The sequence below is a fragment of the Streptomyces sp. NPDC060205 genome (genome assembly GCF_042728395.1).
Taxonomy (GTDB): domain Bacteria; phylum Actinomycetota; class Actinomycetes; order Streptomycetales; family Streptomycetaceae; genus Streptomyces.
The window spans coordinates 1-25,345 of record NZ_JBHWZP010000117.1; the positions used below are offsets into that span (position 1 = coordinate 1).

20 protein-coding genes are annotated in these 25,345 nt (G+C 70.0%); 7 read left to right on the top strand and 13 right to left on the bottom strand.

The window, feature by feature from the left end; translation table 11 throughout:
* Positions 1-85: 85 nt before the first annotated feature.
* Both ACFWGJ_RS21365 and ACFWGJ_RS21370 read right to left on the bottom strand, forming a co-directional pair.
* A complete protein-coding gene (locus ACFWGJ_RS21365; RefSeq protein WP_387326872.1) occupies positions 86-271 on the bottom strand; it encodes a hypothetical protein in 186 nt (61 codons plus the stop codon).
* Positions 272-399: 128 nt separating this feature from the next.
* The gene (locus ACFWGJ_RS21370) at positions 400-1,293 is read right to left on the bottom strand and encodes a LysR family transcriptional regulator (protein ID WP_387326823.1); all 894 of its coding nucleotides are present in this window, start codon (positions 1,291-1,293) and stop codon (positions 400-402) included.
* A gap of 101 nt (positions 1,294-1,394) precedes the next feature.
* On the opposite strand from ACFWGJ_RS21370, the gene ACFWGJ_RS21375 reads away from it, so the two are divergent.
* Together ACFWGJ_RS21375 and ACFWGJ_RS21380 are read left to right on the top strand one after the other, a co-directional pair.
* Positions 1,395-2,483, top strand: a complete 1,089-nt coding sequence (locus tag ACFWGJ_RS21375) for an alcohol dehydrogenase catalytic domain-containing protein (RefSeq protein ID WP_387326824.1) — start codon at positions 1,395-1,397, stop codon at positions 2,481-2,483.
* A 12-nt stretch (positions 2,484-2,495) separates the two neighbouring features.
* On the top strand, positions 2,496-3,764 hold the full coding sequence (locus tag ACFWGJ_RS21380) for a DUF6357 family protein (RefSeq protein ID WP_387326827.1): 1,269 nt from the start codon (positions 2,496-2,498) through the stop codon (positions 3,762-3,764).
* Positions 3,765-3,935: 171 nt separating this feature from the next.
* Here ACFWGJ_RS21380 and ACFWGJ_RS21385 read toward each other — a convergent pair whose 3' ends face one another.
* Together ACFWGJ_RS21385 and ACFWGJ_RS21390 are read right to left on the bottom strand one after the other, a co-directional pair.
* A complete protein-coding gene (locus ACFWGJ_RS21385) occupies positions 3,936-4,736 on the bottom strand; it encodes an enoyl-CoA hydratase-related protein (RefSeq protein ID WP_387326830.1) in 801 nt (266 codons plus the stop codon).
* Entirely contained in the window at positions 4,733-5,923 is a 1,191-nt protein-coding gene (locus tag ACFWGJ_RS21390) for a CaiB/BaiF CoA transferase family protein (RefSeq protein WP_387326833.1), read from the bottom strand. Before ACFWGJ_RS21390 ends, ACFWGJ_RS21385 begins: the two co-directional genes overlap by 4 nt.
* A 1,107-nt stretch (positions 5,924-7,030) precedes the next feature.
* On the opposite strand from ACFWGJ_RS21390, the gene ACFWGJ_RS21395 reads away from it, so the two are divergent.
* The 4 genes from ACFWGJ_RS21395 (at position 7,031) to ACFWGJ_RS21410 (ending at position 14,295) form a co-directional block, all read left to right on the top strand.
* A complete protein-coding gene (locus tag ACFWGJ_RS21395) occupies positions 7,031-11,065 on the top strand; it encodes an amino acid adenylation domain-containing protein (protein WP_387326836.1) in 4,035 nt (1,344 codons plus the stop codon).
* A 276-nt stretch (positions 11,066-11,341) separates the two neighbouring features.
* The gene (locus tag ACFWGJ_RS21400; RefSeq protein WP_387326838.1) at positions 11,342-11,827 is read left to right on the top strand and encodes a hypothetical protein; all 486 of its coding nucleotides are present in this window, start codon (positions 11,342-11,344) and stop codon (positions 11,825-11,827) included.
* The gene (locus ACFWGJ_RS21405) at positions 11,824-13,665 is read left to right on the top strand and encodes a GMC oxidoreductase (RefSeq protein ID WP_387326841.1); all 1,842 of its coding nucleotides are present in this window, start codon (positions 11,824-11,826) and stop codon (positions 13,663-13,665) included. Before ACFWGJ_RS21400 ends, ACFWGJ_RS21405 begins: the two co-directional genes overlap by 4 nt.
* Before the next feature lie 210 nt (positions 13,666-13,875).
* Positions 13,876-14,295: a hypothetical protein gene (locus ACFWGJ_RS21410; protein ID WP_387326844.1), complete on the top strand. Its 420-nt coding sequence runs from the start codon at positions 13,876-13,878 to the stop codon at positions 14,293-14,295.
* 26 nt (positions 14,296-14,321) lie between these two features.
* On the opposite strand, the gene ACFWGJ_RS21415 is transcribed toward ACFWGJ_RS21410, so the two are convergent.
* Entirely contained in the window at positions 14,322-16,640 is a 2,319-nt protein-coding gene (locus ACFWGJ_RS21415) for an NACHT domain-containing protein (protein WP_387326846.1), read from the bottom strand.
* Between the two features lie 398 nt (positions 16,641-17,038).
* On the opposite strand from ACFWGJ_RS21415, the gene ACFWGJ_RS21420 reads away from it, so the two are divergent.
* Positions 17,039-17,251 (top strand): hypothetical protein, encoded by a 213-nt coding sequence (locus tag ACFWGJ_RS21420; RefSeq protein WP_387326848.1) that lies wholly within the window; start codon positions 17,039-17,041, stop codon positions 17,249-17,251.
* A 112-nt stretch (positions 17,252-17,363) separates the two neighbouring features.
* Here ACFWGJ_RS21420 and ACFWGJ_RS21425 read toward each other — a convergent pair whose 3' ends face one another.
* From ACFWGJ_RS21425 to ACFWGJ_RS21460, 8 genes are all read right to left on the bottom strand, one after another.
* Complete coding sequence (locus tag ACFWGJ_RS21425) at positions 17,364-18,182, bottom strand: SAM-dependent methyltransferase (RefSeq protein WP_387326850.1); 819 nt, start codon at positions 18,180-18,182, stop codon at positions 17,364-17,366.
* Positions 18,183-18,335: 153 nt separating this feature from the next.
* Positions 18,336-19,094: an enoyl-CoA hydratase/isomerase family protein gene (locus ACFWGJ_RS21430; protein WP_387326852.1), complete on the bottom strand. Its 759-nt coding sequence runs from the start codon at positions 19,092-19,094 to the stop codon at positions 18,336-18,338.
* On the bottom strand, positions 19,091-20,380 hold the full coding sequence (locus ACFWGJ_RS21435) for a cytochrome P450 (protein ID WP_387326855.1): 1,290 nt from the start codon (positions 20,378-20,380) through the stop codon (positions 19,091-19,093). The genes ACFWGJ_RS21430 and ACFWGJ_RS21435 overlap by 4 nt, the downstream gene beginning before the upstream one ends.
* Positions 20,381-20,440: 60 nt before the next feature.
* The gene (locus tag ACFWGJ_RS21440) at positions 20,441-21,814 is read right to left on the bottom strand and encodes a cytochrome P450 (protein WP_387326857.1); all 1,374 of its coding nucleotides are present in this window, start codon (positions 21,812-21,814) and stop codon (positions 20,441-20,443) included.
* 8 nt (positions 21,815-21,822) lie between these two features.
* Positions 21,823-22,383 carry an ATP/GTP-binding protein gene (locus tag ACFWGJ_RS21445; RefSeq protein ID WP_387326860.1) on the bottom strand — a complete coding sequence of 187 codons (561 nt, stop codon included), beginning with the start codon at positions 22,381-22,383 and terminating at the stop codon, positions 21,823-21,825.
* 3 nt (positions 22,384-22,386) lie between these two features.
* Positions 22,387-22,773 carry a DUF742 domain-containing protein gene (locus ACFWGJ_RS21450; RefSeq protein WP_387326863.1) on the bottom strand — a complete coding sequence of 129 codons (387 nt, stop codon included), beginning with the start codon at positions 22,771-22,773 and terminating at the stop codon, positions 22,387-22,389.
* The gene (locus ACFWGJ_RS21455) at positions 22,766-23,611 is read right to left on the bottom strand and encodes a roadblock/LC7 domain-containing protein (RefSeq protein WP_387326866.1); all 846 of its coding nucleotides are present in this window, start codon (positions 23,609-23,611) and stop codon (positions 22,766-22,768) included. Before ACFWGJ_RS21455 ends, ACFWGJ_RS21450 begins: the two co-directional genes overlap by 8 nt.
* Entirely contained in the window at positions 23,608-24,795 is a 1,188-nt protein-coding gene (locus ACFWGJ_RS21460; RefSeq protein ID WP_387326869.1) for an ATP-binding protein, read from the bottom strand. Before ACFWGJ_RS21460 ends, ACFWGJ_RS21455 begins: the two co-directional genes overlap by 4 nt.
* Positions 24,796-25,345: the final 550 nt, after the last annotated feature.

The following is a 25,345-nucleotide window of genomic DNA, read 5'->3' on the forward strand; positions in this document are numbered from 1 at the left end:
TGTCGGAGCAGGCACGGACCCCAACCTGGCGAACCGTACGCCGGAACGCCGAGGTGTACTCAAGTACCGCTGCCGCTACCGGTAGTCACCGGACTCGGGGAGAAACGGCACCACCGGGGAGAACCGGCCGGGAGAGCGGACCGAGACCGGAGGAAGCACGCATGACCTGCTCCAGGTCGCGGCGTACACGGTCCGCTTCCCCGCGGACCTGCTGGACGATGTCGCCTCGCTCGGCAACGAGTCGGCTGTAGATGGGGGTCTCCTGGAACACGGTGCGCACTGCCTTTGCTCGGACGAGAGCCCCACGATACGCGTGGCCCGCGGCCGCACGGCCCAGGCCAAGCCGCCCCTCGGCAGGACACGACGCAACCGCTTGCGCCGTCGAGCGCCTGTCCTGGTTCAGGCGGTCGCCGTGATGGCTCGGGTGACGGCCGTGATCGCCGGGGTGGGACGACCGGGCAGGCGTGCCACGAGGACCCGGCGGATCTCGGGTGGTGCGCCGTCCACACGCAGCAGACTCACCCCGGGCGGCAGCAGGGGCGAGAGCCGGGAGGGCACCGTCGTCACGCCGAAGCCTGCGGCGACCAGGTGGAGTTTCGTCAGCCAGTCGCTTACGGAGTGGACGATCCGTGGCCGTCCGGGCAGGCCGGGCCAGACACCGAGCAGCGGTTCGGCTCTCGACGAGGGGGCGGCGATCCACCCGGCGTCGGCCAGTTCGGCGATGTGCACCGTGGTGCGTCCCGCGAACTCTCCGGTCGACGGCACCGCCACCACCAGCTCGGTGTCGGTGACGGTCTCGACGTGCAGGGGCGGCGCATCGCCGTCGAAGGGCCGGTGGGGCGGGCGGGACGTCAGCACGGCAAGGTCGAGCGACCCTGCACGCAGCGCCCGGACCAGACGGGGTGTGGTGCCTTCGCTGGTCGTGACCGTGATGGGCGGGCCGGCCTCCGCCAGGCGTGCGAGCGCGGCGGGCAGGACGGCTGCTCCCGCGCTCATGACGACGCCCAGCCGCACCCGTTCGGTCCGGGAGGCGGCGCCGGCGAGCTCACGCTCGGCCTCCGCGAGCGAGGCCAGGACCGTGTGGGCGTGCCGCAGCAGGGTCAGGCCGGAGGCGGTCAGCCGTACCCCGTCCGGACGGCGCTCGAACAGGACGGCGCCGGCGCTGCGTTCGAGGGCGGCGGCCTGGCGTGAGACGGCCGACTGCGTGTAGCCGAGGTGGGTGGCCGCGGCGGTGAAGCTGCCCGACTCGGCGATCTGCCGCAGCACCCGCAGTCCCGCACTGGAGATATCCATGCGGCCTACGCATACCACACATGCCGGATCATCGCTTCCCGCATGCCTGTCCAGCTCCTAACGTCGATGCCACGAGCACGGACGAACCAGGAGGCCATCACGTGCGAGCAGCAGTTCTGACGAAGTTCGGCGCCCCGCTCACGGTGCGGGAGCTGCCCGATCCCAAGGCCGGGGACGGCGAGGTGGTGGTCGAGGTCCTCGCCGCCGGCGTGGCACCCTACGCGGCCGAGGTCTTCAGCGGCAGACGCAACTACCCCCTCGTGCCCCCTGTCGTGCCCGGCGTCGGCGGCGTGGGCCGGATCCTCCACATCGGTCCGGACGCCACCCGGCTGCGCGTCGGCGACCTGGTGTGGTGCGACTCGACGGTGCGCTCACGCGACGACGCCCTGACACCCGACATCACGCTCCAGGGCTGGAGCTCGCGCGGCGAGGGCGGCGCACGGCTCGCCCGCCACCTGCACGACGGCGCGTTCGCCGAACGCATGCGAGTCCCGACCGAGAACGTCTTCCCGCTGCCTCCCGCAGCGGGAGACGATCCGGCCCGCTGGGCCGCGCTCACGGTGCACGCCATCTCCTACGGCGGACTGCTGGCAGGCCACCTCGCAGCCGGCGAGACACTGCTGGTCAGTGGCGCCACCGGCAACCTCGGCAGCAGCGCGGTCGCGGTCGCCTTCGCGATGGGCGCGGGCCGGGTGATCGCCCCGGGCCGCAACCGGGCCGCACTCGGCCTGCTGGCTGACCGGTTCGGCCCGCGGCTGCGGCCTGTCCCGCTGACCGCGGACGAGGCCACCGATCGCGCGGCAGTCCTGGAGGCGGCCGGCGGGCCGGTCGACATGGTGATCGACCTGCTCCCGCCGAGTGCACCCAGCTCGGTGTCGCGCGCGGCGGCCATGACCGTGCGCGAGTACGGCCGTGTCGTTCTCATGGGCGGCGTCGGCATGCTCGGTGGCGACGACCTCGCTTTGCCGTACCCATGGATCATGCGCAATTCGATCACCGTACGCGGGCAGTGGATGTACCCGCGCACAGCAAATGTCGGCATCATCCGGCTCCTCGCCTCGGGCGCTCTGGACCTCGCCCCCGAACGGGTCCGCTCGTTCGGTCTCGATGCCGTCAACGACGCCGTCGCGTACGCCGCCGCGCACGGCGGCCCGTTCGACCGCACCACCCTCACCCCTTCGCCGCGCTGACAGACTGGGGCCATGAGCGACATCGTTTTCACGCGCATGAGTGGCTGGATTCCGAGCGTGGTCCGTGAGGACGGCGAGTTGAAGCTGACGCTCGGTGCGGGGGCTGACGCCAACCATGAGCCTCGTACGTTCACTTTCCCGATCGGCGAAGCCCATCTTGTGGTGATCAGGGAGAACCTGGCCAGACACCTGCTGCTGTGGAGTGCGGTGCTTCCGTTGTGCGACGCCGCCGGAACCCGGGGCCGGCTCGACGAGGACGCTGCCGCCGCACTCCTGGACCCGATCCTCCTCGCCGCGCCCGCGGACGTCGACGCGCTCTTCCGGCGCATCCGGTGGGACAGGAGCCGGCTCATCGCCCACGGAGCCGACGTCGGTCTGCTTGAGCGCGGTCAGGTATGCGCGGCGATGCGCGCGGCGACAGAGACGTCGAACGGGGAACGAGCTCAGGAGTACCACGCGGACCGCCGCCGCGCCGAGCGCGGAGCAGTACTCGGTCCCCTCGACGCCGCGACTCTGCGGTACACGGGCCAGTATGTGCACGGCGCGACGGTTCCGAAGCGGATGCCCGATGCCGTCGACCCCGCGCTACTGCCCCAGGTCATGCGGGTGATCGCCACCGCGGAGCAGGCGTCCGCCGGGATGCGGATCAGCCGTGACCCGCGACGGGGAAACCGCGCCACGGACAAACGCGACTGGGAACGGATGCAGACGACGGTCGAAGCGGCCGTGCGCCGTGCACACCCTGAACTCGTCGATGACGCGGTGCGCACCGTGAGCTTCCTGATGTGCTCGGAGGCCGCGGGCCGCTCCAGGAACACACCCGTGGAGGAGGACGAGGAGACCGCCGGCCACCGCGCCGGCTTCGGCGGAAGCGCGAGGAAGACGGCCCTGTCGTTCACCGACGACAAGGGCGTCGAGAAGAAGTGGCTACGGGACGGTCCCCGCAGTGCCGCCGCGGAGTTCTGGGAGTTCGTCGGCAACCGCTCCGCCGCGGACAACGAAGTGTTCACCATCGAGGACGAGGAGTTGGGCGAAGGGATCCAGCTCCACTTCTACGCTGACTCCGTCGCCCGCATCACGACGCTGCGCGAGGGCGACGGCAAGGGCGGGTCGGACCCGGAGTACCGGGTCGAGTACAGCCTGGTCGACGGCATCGGCGGCTACCGGAACCTGGTGAGCGCCTTCGTCCACGGCGGCTGCGCCGCACTCGAACAGCACGGTCCCTGGATATCGGACGTCGCCGAGTTCGAGCGCACGCGTCGACGGCGCGACACCCGATAGTCCCAGTGGGACCCCTCGCGTGTGCCGTCAGAGGCTGGGGGCTGACCTGCTGACGGCACCGGGCGGCTTGGAACGAGAAGGATCCCACCGGGCCTGTGGCCGGGCGGCCGGCCAAGCCGGCAGATGTCAGATGTCATCCTCCACAGTGATCTGCCGCTGATCGCCGGCGGTTCAGTGCCCGGGCCAGTTCGGTGGGCGTTTCTCCCTGAAGGCTCGGACGCCCTCGCGGCTGTCCTCGCTGTCCAGGGCTGCCATCAGCGCCGGCAGACGGGTCGTCCGCGCCTCCTGACTGGTCAGGTGCGCGGTGCGCTGCACCATCTGTTTGATGGCACGCAGCGAGGTGGGAGCGCACGCGAGAACACCGGCGACCCAGCGGTCGACCGCCTCGTCCAACTGCTCGGCCGGAACCACCTCGTTGACCAGTCCCATCCCCGCGAGCTCGGCCGCGCTCACCCGCCGCCCGGTGAGCAGCAGACCCATCGCCTGGGTATGTGGCAGACGGCGGACAAGCTGGGTGACTCCCCCGTCGAGTGGGACGCGTCCGACACGCGGCTCGGTGAGCCCGAACTGGGCGTGATCGGCTGCGACGACGATGTCGCAGCCCAGGACCATCTCCATGCCACCGCCGAGGGCGTACCCGTTCACCCGGGCGATGACCGGGACGTCGAGGGTGGTGCGCAGGGACAGGCCGCCGAAACCGTTGGGGTCGAGAGCGGCCCAGTACTCCAAACCGGTCCTGTCGGTCTCCTCGGCGGACATGTCGGCGCCGGTGCAGAAGGCTCGGTCGCCTTCGCCGGTCACGACGACGACTCGGACCCCGGGGTCCGACTCGATGCGTTCCCAGACTTCGTTGAGGTGCTGCAGCGTCTTGGCGCCGACGGCGTTGAGCACGTGGGGTCGGTCGAGGGTTACACGGGCGACGTGCTGGTCGATCTCCAGGCGCACTTCGTCCGCGGAGGGTGCTGCGGTCACCGCAGGACACCGCTCTCCACCAGCGCGGCGATCCGGGCGTCGTCGAAGCCGTGTTCCCTGAGGACTTCGGAACTGTGCTCGCCGAGCTGCGGCGGGCTGTGACGGACGGCCATGCGGGCGCCGGAGAGGAGGATGGGTGCGGCGACCGCCCTGATCTTGCCGGCCACCGGGTGGTCCATATCGACGATCATGCCGTTGACCGCGGTCTGTTCGTCTGCGAGCGCCTCTTCCAGGGTGCGCACCGGGGCGCAGAGGATGTCCTGCTCCTCCAGTCGTCGGATCCAGTGGTCCGTGACGTTGCTCGCGTACCGCTGCCGGAAGATCGCCTGCAGCTGCGGGCGTCGTTGGAACTGCGCCTCCATGGTGGAGTACTCCTCGCGCAGCGAGAGGTCCTCGTCCATCTCCAGGGCCGCGCACACCGCGCGTAGCGGGTTCTCCTTGAACGCTCCGACCATGCAGACCGCGCCGTCCATGGTCGGGAAGACACCGCTGAGCGGCATGCTGGCCCAGTTGACCTCGTAGCCGCGGTTCAGCTGCGCGCAGGCCTCCTGCATCTGCATGTGCAGCATCGAGTCGTACATGCTGACTTCGACCTTCTGGCCCTCCCCGGTCCTGGTCCGGGTGAACAGCGCGAGCAATATGCCCTGCAGCAGATGCATGCCGGTGGTGTAGTCGCCCAGTGGTGTGGCGTAGACGGACAGCGGTAGGTCCGGTGACTCGCGGCGCCACATCACCCCGGAGTAGGCCTGGCTGATCACGTCCTGGCCACCCTTGTGGCTGTACGGGCCGGCGCTTCCGAAGCCGGTGCCGGAGGCCCAGATGAGACGAGGGTTGATCGTCCGCAGGTCTTCGTAGCCGAAACCGAGCCGTTCCATCACACCACCGCGGAAGTTGCTCACCACCACGTCTGCCGTGCGGACCAGGCTCAGAATCACTTCCTTGCCTTCGGGTGCGCGGACATCGACGCAGACGCTGCGCTTGTTCCGGTTGATGGCGAGGAAGATCGGCCCGTCCAGCCCGTCCCGGTCCGGAAAGGATGTCCGGGAGAGGTCGCCGGTTCCGGGGCGCTCGATCTTGATCACATCGGCCCCGTAATCACCCAGCAACTGGGTGCAGCTGGGGCCCATGAAGACCTGGGTGAAGTCGAGGACGGTCACACCGTCCAAAGGCAGGCCGTCGGTGCTCATCGAAGTAACGTCCTTTCCGCGGTCCTCAGGACCTGGGGTGTGACCTTTCGGTCTCGGCGGACACGCATGCAGAGGCCTCTACTGGGTTGCCCGGATCAGCCGGGGGTCCGTGACGGTGTGTGGGTGTGAGGAAGCGGCAGCACCCGGGCCGGGGGCGGGCACGGTCGGCCGGAGCCGGATCTGCTCAAGGGCGGATTACCGGACGGTGAACCGCTGTGACGGTGGGAACTCGCATGGGGAGCAGAAATCGCCGCGGAGTCGGCCGGACTCCTTCGGGACGAACCCGTACGGACCGATATGCATTCAGTCGGAGATGAAAATTTTCGCTCTGGTAGTGATGTCCAGTTCCCGCGAGGCGCAATCGCAGGAACACGACACGCGCCGACACGTCCACCGCTGGGGACGCATGAGATGCTGCCACACCCGCGACCGCACCGGTTCGGGCCTTGCCCATAAGCGCCTCCGTGAATCTCAAGCCGCTTCAGCGTATTGAAGATCTACGCCCCGTCAAGGCTTCAGTCCGGCGAAACGGTGCAGCCCACCACGTATGGACGGGCCGGAGGGCGCGCGGGTTTCGACAACCGGCGACAAGGTCGGGAGATTCGACATCGCCGGACCGCACGCCTTTTCGGCGCGCATCGGACTTCACTCGCCCAGTTCCTCATGACGGAAGGGTGGTGATATTTGACAGAATTGCCGCCATAACCTTTTTCGAGACATGACGGATCCAAACATTTCGACCCCGGGAGATTGTGTGACCTGCGTCACTGTTGACCTTTAAAGCGGTCTGGGATGTACTTTTGCCTGACGAACCATTAATTCATGATTAGCCATATGCATTGCTAGTCCAGTTACGTGAGACCGATCCCCCTGACGTCCCGTCGCCGGTGACGCGCCGATAAAAGTTCCTGAGTTACGACGAAAGCCCGCCGCCGGACGGGCGCCTCGGAATCCTGCCCGGCACGCCGAGGCCCGACGCAGCCACCACGCATTCAGCTGCCGCCCTCGCGATGCTCCCGGTCGCCGGTGCAGCCGACCGGACACAGGCCGTCCTGCGCCGCGTCCCACGCCTGTTTCGCCGTCTTCCTTTCTCATGAAGGAGACTTTGTGCCTCGCATTGCCACCCCCCGAATTCTCCCGTCACCCCTGTCGGCCCCATCGGCATCAGGCCCCGCCGGCGTCTCCTCGTCCGACCCTGCCCCCCTGTCACTGGCACAGGAGAGGTTGTGGGTCCTGGCGCGGATGGGTGGGGAGGCCAGCGCCGCGTACCACGGGCTCATGAACTTCGACCTCAAGGGGCCCCTGGACGCGAACCTCCTCGTCCAGGCGCTGCACCTGCTCGCCGCCCGGCACGAAGCACTCCGCACCCGGCTGGTGCCGGCCGAGGGCTCGGCACTCCAGGTCGTCGATCCCCCGGAGACGGGCTTCCCCGTCACCGTCGAGGATCTGAGAGGGCTACCGGACGCGGACGAGCGCCTCGCACAGGCCCAGCGGGCGGTGGGCAGCACTCCCTTCCGCCTCGGGGAGGAAGCCATGACGCGCGGCCGTCTGGTCGTGCTGGGTGAGGACCACCACGTCCTTCTGCTCACGGCCCACCACCTCATTTTCGACGGCTGGTCCCAGTCCCTGCTGCTGCGGGAGCTGAGCACGGTGTACGCCGCGCTGCGCGAAGGACAGGAAGTGTCCCTGCCGGAACTGCGGTGGCAGTACAGCGACTACACCCGCTGGCAGTGGGACTGGATGGCGGGAGAGGAAGCCGCCGCGTACGCCGAGTACTGGACCGGTGCGCTGAGCGGGGTCCCGGCCGTGCTCCCCCTGCCCACCGACCGGACCCGTCCGCCCGAACAGGATTTCCGGGGCGGCAGGGCGGCCCTGGTCGTCGACGAGGACCTCACCCAGGCGCTGCGAGGCCTGGCGGAGCACCACGGGGTCTCCCTCTACGCGACGGTCCTGACCGGCTGGTCGGTCCTGCTGTCCCTGCTTTCCGGGCAGGAAGACATCGTTGTCGGGACCCCGACGGCCAACCGCCGGCAGGGCGACGTCGGAGGCCTCATCGGCTTCTTGGCCAACACCCTTGCCGTGCGCGCGGACCTGTCCGGCTCACCGACCGTCGGGGAGGCGCTGAAGCGCGTGAACCGGCGGCTGCGTGAAGACCTCGCTCATGTGGACCTGCCTTTCGAACGGGTCGTGGAACTGGTCAACCCGCCGCGCAGTCCTGCCTACACGGCCCTGTTCCAGACGATGGTCGCGTGGGTTCCCTCCATGCGGCAGGAGCTCGAATTTCCCGGCGTGAGTGTCGAGGTGCGTGAGGACGACTCACACGTCGCCGCGAAATTCGACCTGGTGGCGGTCGTTGCCGACGAGGGCTCGCGCCTGGTCGGCGGGATCGAGTACGCCACCGCCCTCTTCGACCGGACGACCGTCGAGCGGTTCGCACGCCAACTCCTGCGCGTGTTCCGGCTCATGACCGAGCGGCCCACGGCGGACCTCGGCGACCTCACCCTGCTGGACGAGGACGAGCAGCGAGAGATCCTGTCGGCCTTCAGCTGGGGAGGCGACCCGGTGACACCGGCGTCCGCCGCCCTGCTGGAGCGTTTCGCGGAACAGGTGCGGACCCGGCCCGAACAGCCGGCGGTGGTCGCCGGGGACGCGGAAGTGACCTACGCGGCGCTGGACCTGCGGGCCGACCGTTTGGCGAACGCGCTGATCGCCCGCGGTGTCCGCCCCGGCCAGGTGGTGGGCCTGCACGCCGGGCGCACGCTCGAACTGGTCGTCGGGGTCCTGGGAATCCTCAAAGCCGGGGCCGCCTACCTCCCGCTCGACCCCGGACAGCCCGCCGAACGGCTCGCGGCCATGGTGGCCGATGCCAGGCCGGCGCTCGTGCTGACCGACCACGCGACCCCGGCGGCCGACAGCGGCCCCTGGCAGGACCTGGCCGCTGTCGAGGCGGAAGGCACGCAGGAGGCCGCGCCGCAGATCGACCCGGACCCTGCCCGGTTGGCCTACGTCATCTACACCTCCGGGTCGACCGGCCGCCCCAAGGGGGTGGCGGTGACCCACGGCAGCGTCGTCAACCTCCTCGACCACTGGCGCGCACTCATGGGCGACGCCGCGGGCGAGGCCGCCTCGGCCTGGTCGAGCATCGGCTTCGACGCCTCGGTCCACGAACTCCTCGTACCGCTGACGACGGGCGCGGTGCTCCACCTCGTCCCCGACGAGCTGCGCGGCGACCCCGGGGCACTCATGGACTGGCTGCGGGAGCGGCGGGTGGCCCAGGCCTTCCTTCCCCCCTCCTACATCATGTGGATCGACGAGGACCCGTCCCGGCGGCTGGCCGGGCTGAGCCTGCGCCAGCTCCTCACCGGCGTGGAGTCCCTGCCGGAAGCAGCGCTGCACCGCATGCGCGAGGCCCTGCCCGGCCTTCGTATCTGCTACGGCTACGGACCGACCGAAGCCACGCTCTACACCACCGCGTACACCGATCCGCAGGCGCGCTCGCGGTCGTGCCCCATCGGGCGGCCACTGCGCGGCACGCGCCTGTACCTGCTGGACGACCGCATGCGCCCGGTGCCCGTGGGAGTTCCCGGCGAGGTGTACGCGGGAGGCGCGAGCCTGGCGCGCGGATACCTGCACCGGCCCGACCTCACCGACGAGCGTTTCGTCCCGGACCCGTTCGTGCCGGGAGAACGCATCTACCGCACCGGCGATCTGGCGCGCTGGCTGCCGGACGGCAACGCCCAGTACGTCGGCCGCAGCGACGACCAGCTCAAGCTGCGCGGTTTCCGCATCGAGCCCGGCGAGGTGGAGGCCGCTCTGCTGGCGGTGCCCGGGGTGCGGGAGGCGGTCGTCCTGGCCGACCGCCGGACGCCGGACGACCCGCACCTGGTGGCCGGCGTGGGACGCGACCCCGGGCCCGACCGGACACCCCACGAATGGCGTCTCGCGCTCGGGGAACGGCTGCCGGACTACATGATCCCCGCGGTCGTCGCCGAGTTCGCGCGGCTACCCGTGAACCGCAACGGCAAGGTGGACCGGGAAGCCGTGCTGAGCGCGACCGCCGGGACCCGTACCGGGCAGGTCAACACGGCCGCACCCCGTGACCACGTCGAGATGGCCCTGTACCGGATCTGGCGGCACGTGCTGCTGCACCCGGACGTCGGGGTCGCGGACAACTTCTTCGAGCTCGGCGGCACCTCGATCTCGGCGATCAAGATGGCACACGCCGTGCAGGAGGAGCTCGGCGTGGTGTTGCCGGTCCGGGACGTCATGCTGCGTCCCACGATCGAGGCGCTCGCGGAGTTCGTTCGCGGCGCCCTCTCCGGGACCGCCGGACCCGCCAAGCACAGCAGCCTGGTCGAGTTCCGCGCCGGAGACGGCCGGCAGCGCGTGGTGTGCGTCCACCCCGCCGGCGGCACCGCCTTCTGCTATCTGCCGTTGTCCACCGCGCTCGCGGAGGACGTCGGCGTGATGGGCCTGCAGGCCCCGGGGATCAATCCCGGTGAGTCGACCCTGCCGACCGTGGAGGCCATCGCCCAGGAGTACCTGCGGCTGGTCGGTCCCCGCCCGGACGAGGCACTGGTGCTGTGCGGGCTGTCCTACGGGGGGCTGATCGCCCACGAGATGGCACGCCAGTTGGCGGCGGCCGGGCACGAAAGGGTCAGCGCGGTCCTGCTCGACACCCGCGGCGCCGAGGACGCGGAACGGCACGCCCCGTTCACGCCGACCGGCATGGAGGAGTTCCGGCAGAAGCTGATCCGCTTCAACGGCATGTACCCGGGCATCGACGACGCCCAGGTCGCCCGGTACCTCGCGGTGTACAACCACCACCAGGCAACCGGCCTCGCCTACGAGGTGCCCGACTCGCAGGCCCGCGTGGTGCTCATGCAGGCCATGGCCGTGGAGGACGACGAGGACGGTGAGGCAGCCGCCCGACTGCGCGCGTTCTGGCAGCGTCGCGCCGGCGGCGGCTTCGTGGTGGAACCGGTGGACTGCGGCCACTGGGACATGCTGGAGAGCGATGAACTGCCGCGAGTCGCCGCCGTCATCACGGCCGAACTGAACCGGTTCGGCCTCGACGCGGGAGGCGGTACCGGCTCCGCCGCGGGACGGCCTTCGCTCCTCCCTGGCGCACGGGAGCAGTGATGGCGATCTGTGACGGGGCTCCCGGGGCACACGGCGCCGACAACCCCGGCTCACAGGATGCGCCGATCGTCGCGCGGAACGTCGTTCGCCGTGCCCGATCCGGTGGAGCCGCCACGGCGGAACCCCGCTGACGCGGCGGCGCCGGTACCGGTCCGGGCGTCGGCCGTGCCCAGCGATCCGGCGCGGAGCCCGGCCCGCGCAGGGTCACCGTCCCGCGAGGGCGCGCGTGTACGAGAAGAACTTGTCTGACCGCATAGGAAAAGGGATTTCGAGATCATGGAACTCCATCAGTTCGCCGCTCTGTCGGCGGACCTGACCGGTTTCGACTGCAGGGAGTTGCAGGAGACCGGCATGTTGCACACGTACCGGCAGGTCGTCGTGGATCAGGCAGGCGCTGAGCGGCTCGACCAGCTCGCCGACTCGGTGGCGGGGGCCCCCGACAGCCCGCCGCGTTTCGAGGACGATTCCGCCCGGGAGCTGGCGCGGGCGATCACCCACCTCTGGTACGTCGGAACATGGCCCGGTCTGCCGGATTCGCCGCCCTCGGACAACGGAGTGCGGACACGGGAGGCCGGACCGTACGTCGTCTCGTCCCAGGCCTATGAACAGGGTCTCGTATGGCGTGCGTTCGGCGGGAACGCGCCGGGCGCGGCGGCACAGGCGCACGGGAGCTGGGCCGACGCCCCGTCCGAGGCAGCGCCCGCCCCGTCCGAGGCAGCGCCCACGGGAGCACGTAATACCGAGTCGGTGATCGCCCGATGAGCGGTCCGCAGGGGCGGCGGTGGGACGTGGTCGTGGTCGGTGGGGGTTTCGCGGGTTCCCTGGTGGCCAAACGCCTGGGCGACCAGGGCTGGCGGGTCCTGGTGCTGGAGGCCGGACACGGCGCGTCCAGCCCGGACGGGGGGCACGCGGACGCGGTCGAGGCGTACCGCACCGCACTGCTCAAGGTGCCCAACTCGCCTTACCGGACGAGTACCGCGGCACCGTCGCCGGCGATGGGCGACGTCGGCGAGTACTTCGTGCAGAACGGCCCGCTTCCGTACGGCAGCGGATACCTGCGGGCCAACGGCGGTACCGGCCTGCCCTGGACCGGACTCGCGCTCCGGATGCACCCCGAGGACTTCCGCGCCGGGGACTTCGGGCAGGGGCGGAACTGGCCTCTCGGCTACGACGACCTGGAACCGTACTACCGCGCGGCCGAGCGGGAGATCGGGGTGGCCGGCGATGCCGAGGAGCAGCGTGCGGAGGTCGGCCTGCCGTTCCCGGAGGGCTACCAGTTCCCCATGCGGCCCATCCCGCAGAGCTACCTGGACCAGGTGATGACGAAGTCCCTGGACGGCGGTGCCATACGGGATCCCGGGGCGGACGATCCGGTCCCTCTGCGCGTCGTCACGACACCACACGCCCGCAACGGCCTGCCCCATCCCTCCTACGACGACGGCGCCGGCTACCGGCCCGCCCCGGGGCTGGGGCAGCCGGATCAGGGAACGCTGTGCCAGGGCTACGCCAGTTGCGTACCGATCTGCCCGTCCCAGGCGAAGTACACGCCCCTCAAGACCCAGGCCCGCTGGGGCTCGTCCGTCACCCTGGTCACCCGGGCGGTCGTCACACGGGTCCGGATCGGAGCCGACGGGCGGGCGGCCGGTGTCGACTACCGGTCCTACCGTGACGACACCACCGAAGCAGTGACCCACAGCGTCGACGCGGACCTCGTCGTCCTGGCCGCGCACGCGATCGAGAACGCCAAGCTCCTCCTCGTCTCCGAGGCCGCCAACAGCAGCGACCAGGTCGGCCGCAACCTGATGGACCACCCGGTCCTGCTGACGTGGGGCCTGATGCCCCAGCAGGTCGGTGCCTATCGTGGCCCCGGCTCAACCTCCGGACTGGAGGGTTTCCGCTTCGGCGCCGCGCGTGCCCGGCGCGCTCCGTTTCGCGTGGAGATCGGCAACTGGGGCTGGACCTGGTCCCTGGGACCGCCCGAGCAACGGGTCGCCGAATTCCTGGGCACCGGAGGGTCCGACGGCCGCGGCATCCTCGGTACAGAACTGCGGCGGGCGCTCGGCGACCAGATCGGACGCGAATTCGCTTTCCAGTTCGAGATTGAACAGGAGGCCGACCCGGCGAACCGCGTGACGATCGATCCTCGTCACCGCGACGTGCTGGGCATTCCGCGGCCGGTCATCCACTACGACTTGTCCGACTACGTCAAACGCGGCATCGCCGCCGCGAAGACGGTTTCCGACCAGCTCTTCGACCTGCTGGGCGCAGAGGACCACACGCGTTTCGAACAAGGGCCTGGCTGGCCCGGCTACTTCGAGTTCGAAGGAAGCTCCTACGGCTACAGGGCGGCCGGTCACGGAGCCGGAACCCACATCATGGGCGACTCGCGTCACACATCCGTGGTCGACGAATGGCAACGCTGCTGGGACCACCCTTACCTCTATGCCGTCGGATGCGGCAGCATGCCCACGGTGGCCACCTCCAACCCCTCTCTGACCATGGCGGCACTCGCCCTGCGCAGCAGCGAGGAGATGCATCGAGACCTCCTAGGCCGACGCCGCATCACATCCGCCGGACATCCCGCACCACCCGCCTCGTAACACCACGTTCCGGTGCGACGGTATCCCCTTTCGTTGGGTATATGTCCTGGTGGGCGGATGGTTCGGGTGCTCCGGGAGGGGTGCTGGACGTTGTGTTCCGCCCGGCCCCGCAGCGGGCTCCCGCCACTCGGCGTCCTCCCGCTCCGGCATTCGCCGGTACGGGGCCGATGAAACGCTGAACGAGCGCCGCACCGGCAGGCGTGGACCGCGTTGAGCGCGCTGATCCGCCGCCCGTTCCGCAGCGGTGAGGCCGGCGGTGCGCTCGTCGTGAGTTCCGGTGAGGCCGAACTCACGGCGTTGGCAGGGCATCCCGACGAGCTGGAGCGAGCCCATCAGTTGCGCACGGCCCTCGCCGTGCGCGCCGCACTCGACGCGGAGTTCCGCCTCGCCCTGGACAACTGGTGGCTGCAGGCGCAGTCGGTACGCACGGGTGAAAGCACGGTGACGAACCAGATCAGCGGGGGAACCCAGTACGGCCCCGTCGTCCAGGGCCGGGACTTCAACGGCCTCACCATCAACGCGCACGGCTCGGGCGAGCCCCGTGCAACGCACGCCGACGCACACGGACCGACACGCCCCAGCACAGAGGGCACGGCCCCTCTCGACCCGGGCGGCCGACAGGAGGACTGAACCGGTTGTCGCCGACAGGACCCGGCTCACGTCCTCCGAGCGAGGCGACGCTGCACCTCGGCGTGGCGGAGCTGGTAGGTGGCGCCCACCTGCCGCAGTACTCCCCGTCGATGGGCATCCGCGAGGAACGACATCAACCGCCATGGCACCTGGCCGCGCAGGGCGAGCCACCATCGGGCGAGCGTGAACGAGCCGTACCTGGCCTGAAGGAAGCCCCACGCCAGACCGGTGGCCAGCCCGTCGGCCACCCCGGCCGCGGCTCCCCGCCACGGACCCAGGGCCGAGGCTACGACGACGGCGGCGGCCAGGCCGATGGCGAGGCCACCCGCCGCGGCAGTGGTCCAGAACGTGACGCGGTCCTGGCCGAGTACCGTCTGCGGATCCGCGGCGACCGTCGCCTCGGCCGGCTTGGCCTCCAGCCCGGCGCCGAAGGAACCGCCGACGGCGGCGACCGTCCCGGACAGCAGCCCGCTGAGCAGTCCGCCCTGCAGGGTGACCGCGATCCCGAGGGCGAGACCGCCGCCCAGGCCGGTGAGGATGCCGAGCGGTGACCAGCGGATTCCTCGCGCCGGAAGGCGGCCGTGGCCCAGGGTGACCACACAGGCGGCGGCGACGCCGAATCCGACGCTGTTGACCAGCGGCGCCGAGTCCCCCATCTCGGGTTCGCCGACGAACGCCCCGACGAACGACGCCGCGATACCACCCGCAAGACCGGCCCGGAAACCGCCGAGGAACCCGGGCACCAGGCCCAGCGCGAGCCCGCTGACGAGATAGCCCGCCGGGCTGGGGATCCCGAGGGCGAGGCGCATGCCCAGCCCGAACGCGGAGCCGAGAAGGCTGCCGATCAGACCTCCTGCCAGCCCGCGGTTGAAACTCGGGGCGGGTGGACTCCACCGCCGGCCGACCATCGCCACGGCGACCCCGACGAGCATGCCGACCCCGAGCCAGGCACCGAAGGGCATCACCAGACCGGCCGGCACCGCCACGAGCCCCACCGCGACCCCCGCCAGAATCCTCGGCGCTGCGTCGGCGAGGTCCCACCATCTGAGGTCGGTGGTGCCCTGCTGGCGGCCCTCCAGGTCACGGGCGAGGAACGTCAGGAAGTGGGCCGCCTGCCCGCGCGTCCATCTGTGCCGCGATCCCGAGGGCCCGGCCGCTACCGGGGCCCGGTCCCGCGCGTAGGAGGCGGGGATGAAGGCGTCCAGCAGATGCTCCCGGATCGTGGTGTCCGTGGGGAACCGTGAGCGGTTTAGGAGTTCGAAGGGACGCCCGACGTGGGCGTCGTGCTCGTCCGGCGCAGGACCCCGTCCGGACCCCACCGCGGGGGCATACGGGCCGTCCTCCACCGTGTTCGGCGAGGGGTTGTAGGCGACGCGGGCCAGGTACGCCATCAGCGGCGTCGTCAGTAACTGGCCCAACGGGTGGGGGTCGTGCCCGGCGTCCAGCGCGGCGAACACCTCCAGCCAAAGGGCTTCGCCGGTCGAACCGCCCGCGGAGTCCCGTAAGTACGACGCGACGGTGTCCAGGTCAAGCGGCTCGGCCTCGACGCCCGCCGCGCCGGTCACCCGTACCTCGTACCCGTCCTGAGCCCGCACGGTGGCAGCGAAGGGGGCGCTGCGCGAGCTGAGGACCATGCCGAGGTCCGGGCGGTGCCCCAGGGCGTCGTTGATGCGGGCGATCGCGCGGCCTCGTACGCGATCGGGTATCTCGTCCAAGCCGTCCAGCAACAACAGGATCGCGCCGGCGTCCAGCAGCTCCCGCGCCCTGGCGGTTCCCGTTCGGCCGGGGTCAGCGAGCCACGGGTAGTCGATGCCCAACCGCTGTTCCAGCCACAGATCAAGGTCCTCCCGATCCGGGTCCCACGAGGCCAGGGGTACGAGCACAGGCACCGGGTCTCCGCGGCGGCGGCGCGCGAGCAGGTCCAGCACCAGGCGGACCAGCAGCATGCTCTTGCCGGAGCCCGGGTCCCCCAGCAGCACCAGGCGGCCGGTGGGCACGCTGGCCAGGACCCTCACCAGCTCGCCGCCACCTCCGGTCAGCTCCTCCGGCCCGGACGCCCAGCCGGACGGTGAGGCCGACGACGCCCGACCGACTCCGGTGGTGGCCAGCCGGACCAGTGAACGCCAGGACTCCATGAGCTGAGGCTCGGCGGGCCGCCACCGGACCGGAAGCGGATACGGATCGTTCAGACGCCGCAGCGCCGCCTCTTCCCTCCACTGGCGCTGGACGGCGGATGCGAGGTCGTCCGCGGCCTGTACCAAGGCCGCGTCCCCGGGCCCCTCGGCCGGGCGATCGACGAACCGGTTGATGGTGACGGCACCGAGAAAGTCCCGCCCCTGGATCACGGGCCCGCCGGATCCAGAGAACTCGTTGCGTGTTTCCCCGTCCCCCGCGCGCCCCTCCGCGCCCCGCTCCACAGACGTCCCCCGTCGCCGGCTTCGCACCCGCCTGTACACTGCCCGCCGCTCACCACACATGGCCGACAAGGACAGAGGAGGCTACTCGGTTCATTCCCAACTCATCTGCACATAAGCGCACTTGACCATCTCAAGGCCCTGTCGGCGCGGGGAGGCGGCTCACTTCGCCGACGGTGCAACCGTCTGTCAGCGCGAGGGCCGCCGTAAGCCTCTCCCCCCGCGCTGCCACATCGCTGCGCGAACGTCGGCACGATCCCCGGCGGGAATGATCGCTGGATCTTCGGGCACGTGAACCGCATTGCACATCAGGCCAGTTGGAGGCACACATGAGTGACCGCACGTGGCGGATCGTCCCGACGAGCCGGGCTATGAGTGCTCTCTATCTGCTCGCCGGCGTCCTCCTCACCGTCAACGCCGCGATGCAGCTGAGGAGCGATGTGGCTGTGTTGCCCGTACTCTCCGGCCTCGCCGCCCTGGCACTCGTGGCCACCGCCATCGCCGGCCTGGTCCGCCACAGCTCACGTACACGAACAAGCTGACGCCGCACGGGCCTCAAAGCCCGCACGAGCCTCACAGCCCGGACGAGCTATGCCGCTCCTTGCGGCATCGCGGCCGGCGGTGCCGGGACGACGCAAAGGCTCTGGGATCCTGTTAGATCTTTCGAGCCAGTGCGGCGGCGATGAGGTGTTCCCAGACCGTGAGTTGTTGTCTTTCGCCCACGTCGCACGCGCCGCCGGTCTCGTCGGGGCGCCACAGGGAGGCGGGGACGATGCCCGGGTCGAGGATCTCCAAGCCCTCCAGCAGGGAGGCGATCTCCGCGTCGGTGCGCCACCTGCCGCGGCCGAACGTCTGCTGGAGGACCTTCTCGGCCTCGGCTGTCTCCGCGTTGTTGCCGGAGCGGAAGTGGCTGAGAAAGAAGTAGCTGCCGGAGGGAACGTGGTCGCGCCAGTAGCGGACGATGCCGGCCGGGTCCTCGTCGTCGTTGACGTGGTGGAGGATGGCGCTGAGGATGACGGCGACCGGGCGATCGAAGTCGATGAGCTCGATGGTGTCGGGGTGGGTGCGCACGGCTTCGGGATTGCGTACATCGACCGCGACCACGCGGGTGCGGTGGTCGTTCTCCAGCAGCGCACGGCCGTGGACCAGTACCTGGGGGTCGATGTCGGCATAGACGACGCGGGAGTCGGGAGCGTGCCGTTGTGCGACCTGGTGGACGTTGTCCGCGGTCGGCAGGCCACTGCCCAGGTCGATGAACTGCCGGATACCGGTGGTCGTCGCGATCTCTCGGACCGCCCGCGTCAGGGCTCCGCGGTTGGCGAAGGCGATCGCCACCGAACCGGGCAGGTCGCGCTTGAACACATCGCCCACTGCACGGTCAGCGGCGTAGTTGTCCTTGCCGCCGAGCAAGTAGTCGTAGACGCGGGCGATGCTGGGCCTGGTCGGGTCGATGGAGGAGTGTTCGTACGGCATGGTGTCCATTCTTCCCGCAACGTCGCCCGCGTTCCGGCGTTTGGGGGACAACCAGCAGGCCGGGGCGACGTGCGGGCGTGCCCACCAGCGGAACGCGGTCTCCGCCTGACGGCGCGGACTCGCTGATCGGAGTGAGTCCGCGCCGTTTCAGGGCTACTTGAGTGTGCTGGACAGAAGGTGGGAGTCGAGGAGGGAAACGTTGGCCGTGCCGGTCTGTGCGTAGCCGGCGAGCATGCGCTTGGTGAGGACGAGGGTCTCGGGCGAGCGTCGGGCGAGTGGTCTCGTCCACGCGTCGACGGTGCGGTCCAGTTGGTCGTGGGGAACCACTTTGTGGAGCAGTCCGATCCGGTGGGCGGCGGAGGCGTCGAAGACCTCGCAGGTGAGCGCGAGTTCGCGGATCGGTGCGACGCCGACCTCGGATATCAGCCGGCCGAGGGCGCCTCCCCAGGCGGGTGGGAGGCCCAGTGCGACTTCGGGCATGCGGAATCGGCAGGTGTCCGAGCCCGCCCGCAGGTCGCAGAACGCGGCAAGGGCGAGTCCGGCGCCGACGACCTTGCCGTGGAGCCGGGCGATGGTGACGGCGTGGGTGTTCTCCAGGGCGTGACAGAGGCGGTGGGCCTTGTCCACGGCTCGTCGCAGGGCGGCGCCGGACGGGTCGGCGGTGACCGCGTCCAGGAATTCGCCGCGGTCCGCTCCGGTGCAGAAGTCCGGTCCGAGGGAGGACAGGACCAGGACACGGACGTCGGGCCGTCCGTGCAGAGAGTCCAGCAGGGCGATGAGGTCGTCGATCGCGGCGGCGCTCAGGACGTCGTCCTGCCCGTCGGGATTGAGGCGGACCCGCAGGACGGGGCCGTCCTGCTCGGTGTCGATGGCGGAGGGGCGGACGGCTGGGGGCGGGAGTATGTGGTTCATGCGAGGGCGACGTCCAGGTTCAGCAGACGCCTGAAGGCCACTCTGGGTGCCCTGAGCGGGCGTCGGGCCAGGGTGAGGCGCGGCAGGCGTCCGACCAGTTGGCGCAGGAGGGTGTGGGCTTCGAGCCGGGCCAGCGGAGCGCCGAGGCAGTAGTGGATGCCTCCGCTGAAGGCGAGGTTGTGGAAGGCCTTGCGGTGCGGGTCGAACCGGTCGGGATCGGGGTGCTTGGCCGGGTCGCGGTGGGCGGCGCCCACCATGAGGTGGACCATGTCGTCGGCCCGGACCTCGACGCCGTCCAGCAGGCCGTCCCGTGCGGCGACCCGGCTGATCACGTGTGCCGGCGGGTCGTAGCGCAGTGTCTCCTCCACGAAGGCGGGTACCAGGTCGGGGCGGGCGCTCAGCAGGTCCCAGCGTGCGGGGTCCTCGACGAGGTGGAGAGTCATCGTCGACAACAGGGTCGAGGTGGTCTCCAGAGCGGCCAGCAGGACGAACAGGACCAGGAAGTAGACCGCCTCGTCGGCCTTGTCGGGGTCGGGCTCCATGGCGTCCCAGGTCGTGATCCAGCGCGAGACGGGGTCGTCGCCCGGGTGCCCGCGCCGGTCACGGATGAGCTCCATGAAGTAGGAGCGCAGTTCGGCCATCGCGACGTCGGACCGGGCCAACTGACTTCCGGAGGGCAGCAGTTCCTGGGTGAAGACCTGTTCATGGGTCAGCTCGCGCAGCCGTGGCCAGTCGGCCGACGGCAGGGCGAGCCAGGCGCCGATCGTGGCGATCGGCAGTTCCTCGCTGACCAGGGCGGCGAAGTCCGCGTGCTCCTCGCCGTCCCTGAGGCGTTCGGCCAGGGTGTCGAGGAGACCGTCGGTGAACCGGAGGACCGTCCGGCTCATCTGCTGGATGGCCGTCCGGTCGAATCCGCCGGCCGCCCGGCGCACCCTGGTGTGCTCCGGCGGGTTGAGAGCGGGCATCGTGCTGCCTATCTCGCGCGATGACGGAGCACTCCAGCGGGTGCGCGGGCCCTGCCGGTCGCGCCAGCTCTTGTCCGGCTCCAGCCACTCGGCGCTGCGCAGTACGCGGTCGCAGGCGTCGAAGCTGGTGACGAGGAGGCCGCCCCAGGGGGCGGGGCGGACTCCGCCCTTGGACCGTAGTTCCGAGTAGAGGGGGAAGGGATCAGCCTGTCCTTCCGCCGTCCGCAGACGGGAGAAGAGGGAAACGGTGGCGCGGCGGTCGGACGACGACGTCGTGAGGCTGCCCACGGTGGCGGCTCCTTTCTGAGCAACAGCCGCCATACGTACCCGTGAGGTTATTGAAGCATCCAATAACACTGTGTCCTCATAGGGTTACTTACGTCACTCGCCCCTGGTCCATGCCAGGAATCGACTGAAAAGGCCGGACTTGGCCTTGGATGCGGAGTGCGCCGCCGGCTGCTGGTACGAGGTGGAGGAGTACTGCGCGGCGTGCGCCTGCGAGGCGTCCTGGGGCCGGGAGGACTCCGCCGCGGTCTGGGTCACGCTGCGCGGGGTGAACCGGATCGGGACGCTGACCAGGGACCGGCTCCACGGCGCGGGCACCCAGGCGAGATCCTGGAAGCGCACGCGCGTCTCGACGTCGGGCAGCCGGTTGAGGAGCGACTCGACGGCGGTGACGGCGATCATGAACGCCGGGTCCTTGGCGGGGCACGCGTGCGGTCCGGCGCCGAAGGCGAGGTGGGCCTTGCCGCTGAGCTGCTCGCGGTGCTCGGTCAGCTTCGGGTCGGTGTTGGCCGCGGCGAAGGAGATGACCACCGGGTCGTTGGCGCGCAGCACCCGGCCGCCCAGGTCGACGTCGTGAGTCGGGTAGTGGGCCGCGTAGTTGGCGATCGGCGCGTAGTTCCACAGGGTCTGGACGACCGCGTCCTCGACCGGGAGGCCGGCCGGCCAGTCCTCGCCGAGGTACAGCGCGCTGCTCGTACCGATGGCCGCGGCCAGGGGTGCGGTGCCGCCGGAGAGCAGGGTCACGAGCTGGTGCAGCACCTCCTCGTCGCTGAGGCCCGCGGTGTGCTGCATGAGCCGCGTCGTCACGTCGTTGCCGGGCCGGCGGTGCTTGAGGGCGATCAGTTCGCCGAGCGCGCCGCCCAGGACCTGGTCGGCGCCGGGGGTGCCTTCGAAGATGCCGCTGATGCCCGCGATGACGCGGTCGCCGATCTCGGGCGGGCAGCCGAACAGGTCGCTGAAGACGAGCAGCGGCAGCGGCTGGGCGTAGTCGGCCATCAGATCCGCCTGGCCGCGCACGTCCGAGGAGAACTGGCTGATCAGGTAGTCGGCGGACTGCTGGGTCTGCCGTACGAGCTGGAGCTCGTCGATGCTGGCGAGGCTGTCGGTGACGGCCTGGCGGAGCCGGGCATGGGCGGCACCGTCACTGAAGAGGGCGTTGGGCCGGTAGCCCATCATGGGCAGGGCCGGGCTGTCCGCGGGGACCCGGCCCTCGTTGAGCGCGTTCCAGCGGCGTGAGTCGCGGACGAAGGAGGCGGGGTTCTGCAGGATGTACAGGGCCGCGTCGTAGCTGGTGACCAGTTCGACCTCGACGTCGGGGGCGATGTCGACGGGGGCGCTGGGGCCGAGCGAGCGCAGGTGCTCGTAGTGGCGCTCGGGGGCGGAGCCGAACTCGGGGCCGAACAGCTGGGTGTTGCCGTGCGCGGGGCACCCGGGAGGCGGTGTCGGGTGGGAGTTGATCTGGTGTTGCATGCCGGCTCCTAGCCGAGTATGGACATGAGGTGCTGCACGAGGGTGATGAGGGACTGCGCCGAGGACGTGCGGTCGCGCACGTCGCAGTGCACGATCGGGGTGTCCTCGGCGAGGTTGAGCGCCTCGCGGACTTCGTCGAGCGGGTACTCGACGGTCCCCTCGAAGTGGTTGACGCCGATGGTGTACGTCAGGCCGAAGCGTTCGACCAGGTCCAGGATGGGGAAGCTGTCGTGCAGTCGGGTGGGGTCGACCAGCACAAGGGCGCCCAGCGCGCCCCGTGACAGTGCTTCCCACATCTCCTTGAAGCGTTCCTGCCCGGGGGTTCCGAAGAGGTAGAGCACGAGGGTGTCGCTGAGGGTGAGACGGCCGAAGTCCATGGCCACGGTGGTGGTCGTCTTGTTCGGTGTCCCCGACAGATCGTCGTAGCCCTCGCTGGCCTCGGTGATCTCCTCCTCGGTCTGCAGCGGTTCGATCTCGGAGATGCTGTTGATCAAGGTGGTCTTGCCCACCCCGAAATGACCCACGACGAGGATCTTGACCGAGTTGGAAGTGTCTGGATTCAGATACACGGCTCACGCTCCGAATTTGGTTCTGAGGCCATCCAGCACGGCGCTGAGGAGTTCGCGTTCGGCGCGTTCGACGCGGGGAATGGGCTTGCGTACGAGAATGAGGCCGTCCTCCTCCAGCTGCGCCAGCAGGATCCGCACGATGCCCAGGGGCAGGTGGGTGTGGCCCGAGACCTCCGCCACCGACAGGAATCCGTCGGCGACCAGATTCATGACCTTGCGTGCCTCGGGCGACAGGGCACGCGCGGCCGCGGACGAGCCGCTGTCGTGCGCGGTCACCAACGCGGTGTGCTCGTACTCGTGATCCGAGGGGAGACCACGCCCGTTCGTGATCACGAAAAGAGGGACTAATGGAGAGGTGAGTTCCAGCTCCTCGTCCGGTCCGTCAGACATGGTCGGCCCTCTCTTCCCGGCCCTCGGGCGCCAGGATCCCGGGCACGGCGTCGCACAGGCGCGTCGTGAACTCCTCGATGTCGCAGTCGTGTTCGGCTGCCGCGGCCAGGAAGCCGTCGTCCCCGGCCGCGATGAGGAAGATCCAGCCGTGCTGGTACTCGATGACCGTCTGCTGCCATTCGGCGTCCTGGGAGCCGCCCGCGAAATCCGCCGCCGCACGGCTGTAGGCGTGAATGCCGGTCATGGCCGCCGACATCGTGTCCGCGAGATCCTTGCCTATCGCCGAGGTCGCCCCGCGCGGCAGCCCGTCGGCGCCGAGCAGCAGCGCGTGCCGGGCGCCGGCCACCTCGGCGACGACCTGGTCCAGCTCCTTGAGCACGAAGTTCGAACCGCCGGCCCCGGCGCGCGGGAGCCGTGCGGCGTCGCTCGTCCGGGAGGGGTCGTCGAGACCGGCCCGCGGCGGTGACGTCAGGTTGTTGCCCAGCCTGGCGACCAGGCGGTTCATCCGGAACGACAGCTGCTGCAGGTCGACGTCGGGCTCCGCGGCGGCGGCCAGATAGGCGCCCTGTCCCGCCCCGATGAGGAACACCCAGCCGTGGGAGAACTCGATGACCGTCTGGTTCCACTGCTGTTCCTGCGCCGCACCGACGAAGTGCGCGGTGGCCCGGCTCAGCGACTGCATCCCGGACATGGCGGCCGAGATCGTCTTCACGTCCCTGTCGGTGAGAGCGTCCGTGGCCCCGCGCGGCAGACCGTCCGCCGACAGCACGACGGCGTGCCGGGCACCGGGGACGTTGTCCACGATGTCCTTGACCATCCACGACATGTCTGTGGTCATGCGTCCTCGGTCCCTTCGGACGACGGGGTCTCGGCGGCACGGCCCGACATGGTGCCCCGCTGGATGGCGGCCAGGCCACCGGCGCCCCGGGCCTTCTTGAACGGGCGGGTGGTCCCGCCGGCGGAACTCCCGGCATCGGTGACGCTCGCCGTGGGGGACTGACGCTCACCCCGCTTCGGCAGACCGTGCACCGTGCGGCTCTCGGGTTCGTCCTCCCTGGTCGGGATGCGCCGGATCCGACGCACGGGGGCTTCCTGAGCGGGGGCCTGCGGGGTCTCTTCCATGGTCCACAGCTCCTCAGGCAGCAGGACGACGGCCCGGACGCCGCCGTACCGGGAGACTCCGGTGACGTCCACCTTGAACCCGTACTGGCTCGCGATCAGGCCGACGACAGGGAGGCCGAACTTCGGCTGGGCACCGAGCTGGGACAGGCGGGGGGCGGTGGCGCCGGACAGCAGCACGGTCGCCTTCTGCCGGTCCTCGTCGTTCATGCCGACACCGGCGTCGTCGATCACGATGCACAGGTTCTTCTGCACACGCTGGAACGTGACCTCGATGGGTGCGTCGTGCTGCGAGAAGCTGGCAGCGTTGTCGAGCAGCTCGGCGACGGCGAGGGCGACGGGCGAGACGGCGGACGCCTTCAGCGCGATCCCGCTCTGCTGCATGATCTCGACGCGATTGAAGTTGCGGATCTGCCCCTGGGCGTTGCGCACCACGTCGTAGACACTGGCGGGCTGGCTGCGGCGGCTGAGAGGCGCGCCGCACATGACCGCGATGCCCTGGGCCTTGCGGGCCATCTGGGCGGTGGCGTGGTTGACGTCCAGCAGGTCGGACAGGACCGCGTGTCCGCCGTGCTTGCGCTGGATGCCGTCCAGGAGCGTGGTCTGCTCGGCTGCGAGGCTCTGCAGGAAGCGCACCGCGCCCTTGAGGACGGCCTTGGTGCTCTCCTCCGCCGTCCGTTCGGCGTCCCGCAGTGCGGCGTCCTGCTCGGCACGGAACTTCTGCAGGTCGCCCAGAGCAGCCGAGAGCCTGCTCTGGGCCTCGGCCAGCCGGTGCGCCGACTCACGCTCGAACTGTCGTTTTCTTGCTCCCAGAGCTCTGTTGCGGACGACGAGTGCTAGCACTGCGGCGGCGGCTATCACCGCCGCAGCACCGAGGCACCATGTGAGCACGTCTCGATTCATCGATACCTTTCCCGGGGCGCGACATGCAGACATCGCCGGAACGCGCCTCAGAAAGATCCGCAGCGCACACCTTGGGAACTGCATGAGCGCTACTACGAAGAGCAGGCTGGCCTCGGATCACCAAGAAGTTGATCAAGGCCGCAGACGCCGCGATGCTATCACCGAACGCCACTCCTTCTGAGCGCCCGCTACGCCCTGAAATGGCATCAACATCGGTAAAAACCAGTCATGTTGCATGCAGTTCCGGCCAACTCGGGGCCCTGTTTGCGGCTTGAACACGACACGGCTCGCCTGCCTTCAACAAACCTTCACAGCGGCACAGAAGACGCTCACCAACCGTGGGAGCCGCCGACCGGAGGCAGTCGCTCCTGTGCGAGGCGGGCGCTCCGACCGGCCTGCTGGACTACTGGCGCCGGGCCGCCGCCGATACCCGTCTCGCCCGTACGAGGCTGCCGGCCAGAGCAGTTGGCCGTGCCGGACACGCCCCGTGGGGAAGCCTCGTACGCTGCAGAACTCCCGTAGCGGCAGTCGGGGCAGGGCGCCGCGGCGC

Excerpts from the sequence above, each read along its gene's own strand:
- ACFWGJ_RS21370 (WP_387326823.1), bottom strand. The coding sequence starts at position 1,293 with ATGGATATCTCCAGTGCGGGACTGCGGGTGCTGCGGCAGATCGCCGAG.
- ACFWGJ_RS21380 (WP_387326827.1), top strand. The coding sequence starts at position 2,496 with ATGAGCGACATCGTTTTCACGCGCATGAGTGGCTGGATTCCGAGCGTG.
- ACFWGJ_RS21390 (WP_387326833.1), bottom strand. The coding sequence starts at position 5,923 with ATGAGCACCGACGGCCTGCCTTTGGACGGTGTGACCGTCCTCGACTTC.
- ACFWGJ_RS21400 (WP_387326838.1), top strand. The coding sequence starts at position 11,342 with ATGGAACTCCATCAGTTCGCCGCTCTGTCGGCGGACCTGACCGGTTTC.
- ACFWGJ_RS21405 (WP_387326841.1), top strand. The coding sequence starts at position 11,824 with ATGAGCGGTCCGCAGGGGCGGCGGTGGGACGTGGTCGTGGTCGGTGGG.
- ACFWGJ_RS21420 (WP_387326848.1), top strand. The coding sequence starts at position 17,039 with ATGAGTGACCGCACGTGGCGGATCGTCCCGACGAGCCGGGCTATGAGT.
- ACFWGJ_RS21425 (WP_387326850.1), bottom strand. The coding sequence starts at position 18,182 with ATGCCGTACGAACACTCCTCCATCGACCCGACCAGGCCCAGCATCGCC.
- ACFWGJ_RS21430 (WP_387326852.1), bottom strand. The coding sequence starts at position 19,094 with ATGAACCACATACTCCCGCCCCCAGCCGTCCGCCCCTCCGCCATCGAC.
- ACFWGJ_RS21435 (WP_387326855.1), bottom strand. The coding sequence starts at position 20,380 with ATGGCGGCTGTTGCTCAGAAAGGAGCCGCCACCGTGGGCAGCCTCACG.
- ACFWGJ_RS21440 (WP_387326857.1), bottom strand. The coding sequence starts at position 21,814 with ATGCAACACCAGATCAACTCCCACCCGACACCGCCTCCCGGGTGCCCC.
- ACFWGJ_RS21450 (WP_387326863.1), bottom strand. The coding sequence starts at position 22,773 with ATGTCTGACGGACCGGACGAGGAGCTGGAACTCACCTCTCCATTAGTC.
- ACFWGJ_RS21455 (WP_387326866.1), bottom strand. The coding sequence starts at position 23,611 with ATGACCACAGACATGTCGTGGATGGTCAAGGACATCGTGGACAACGTC.
- ACFWGJ_RS21460 (WP_387326869.1), bottom strand. The coding sequence starts at position 24,795 with ATGAATCGAGACGTGCTCACATGGTGCCTCGGTGCTGCGGCGGTGATA.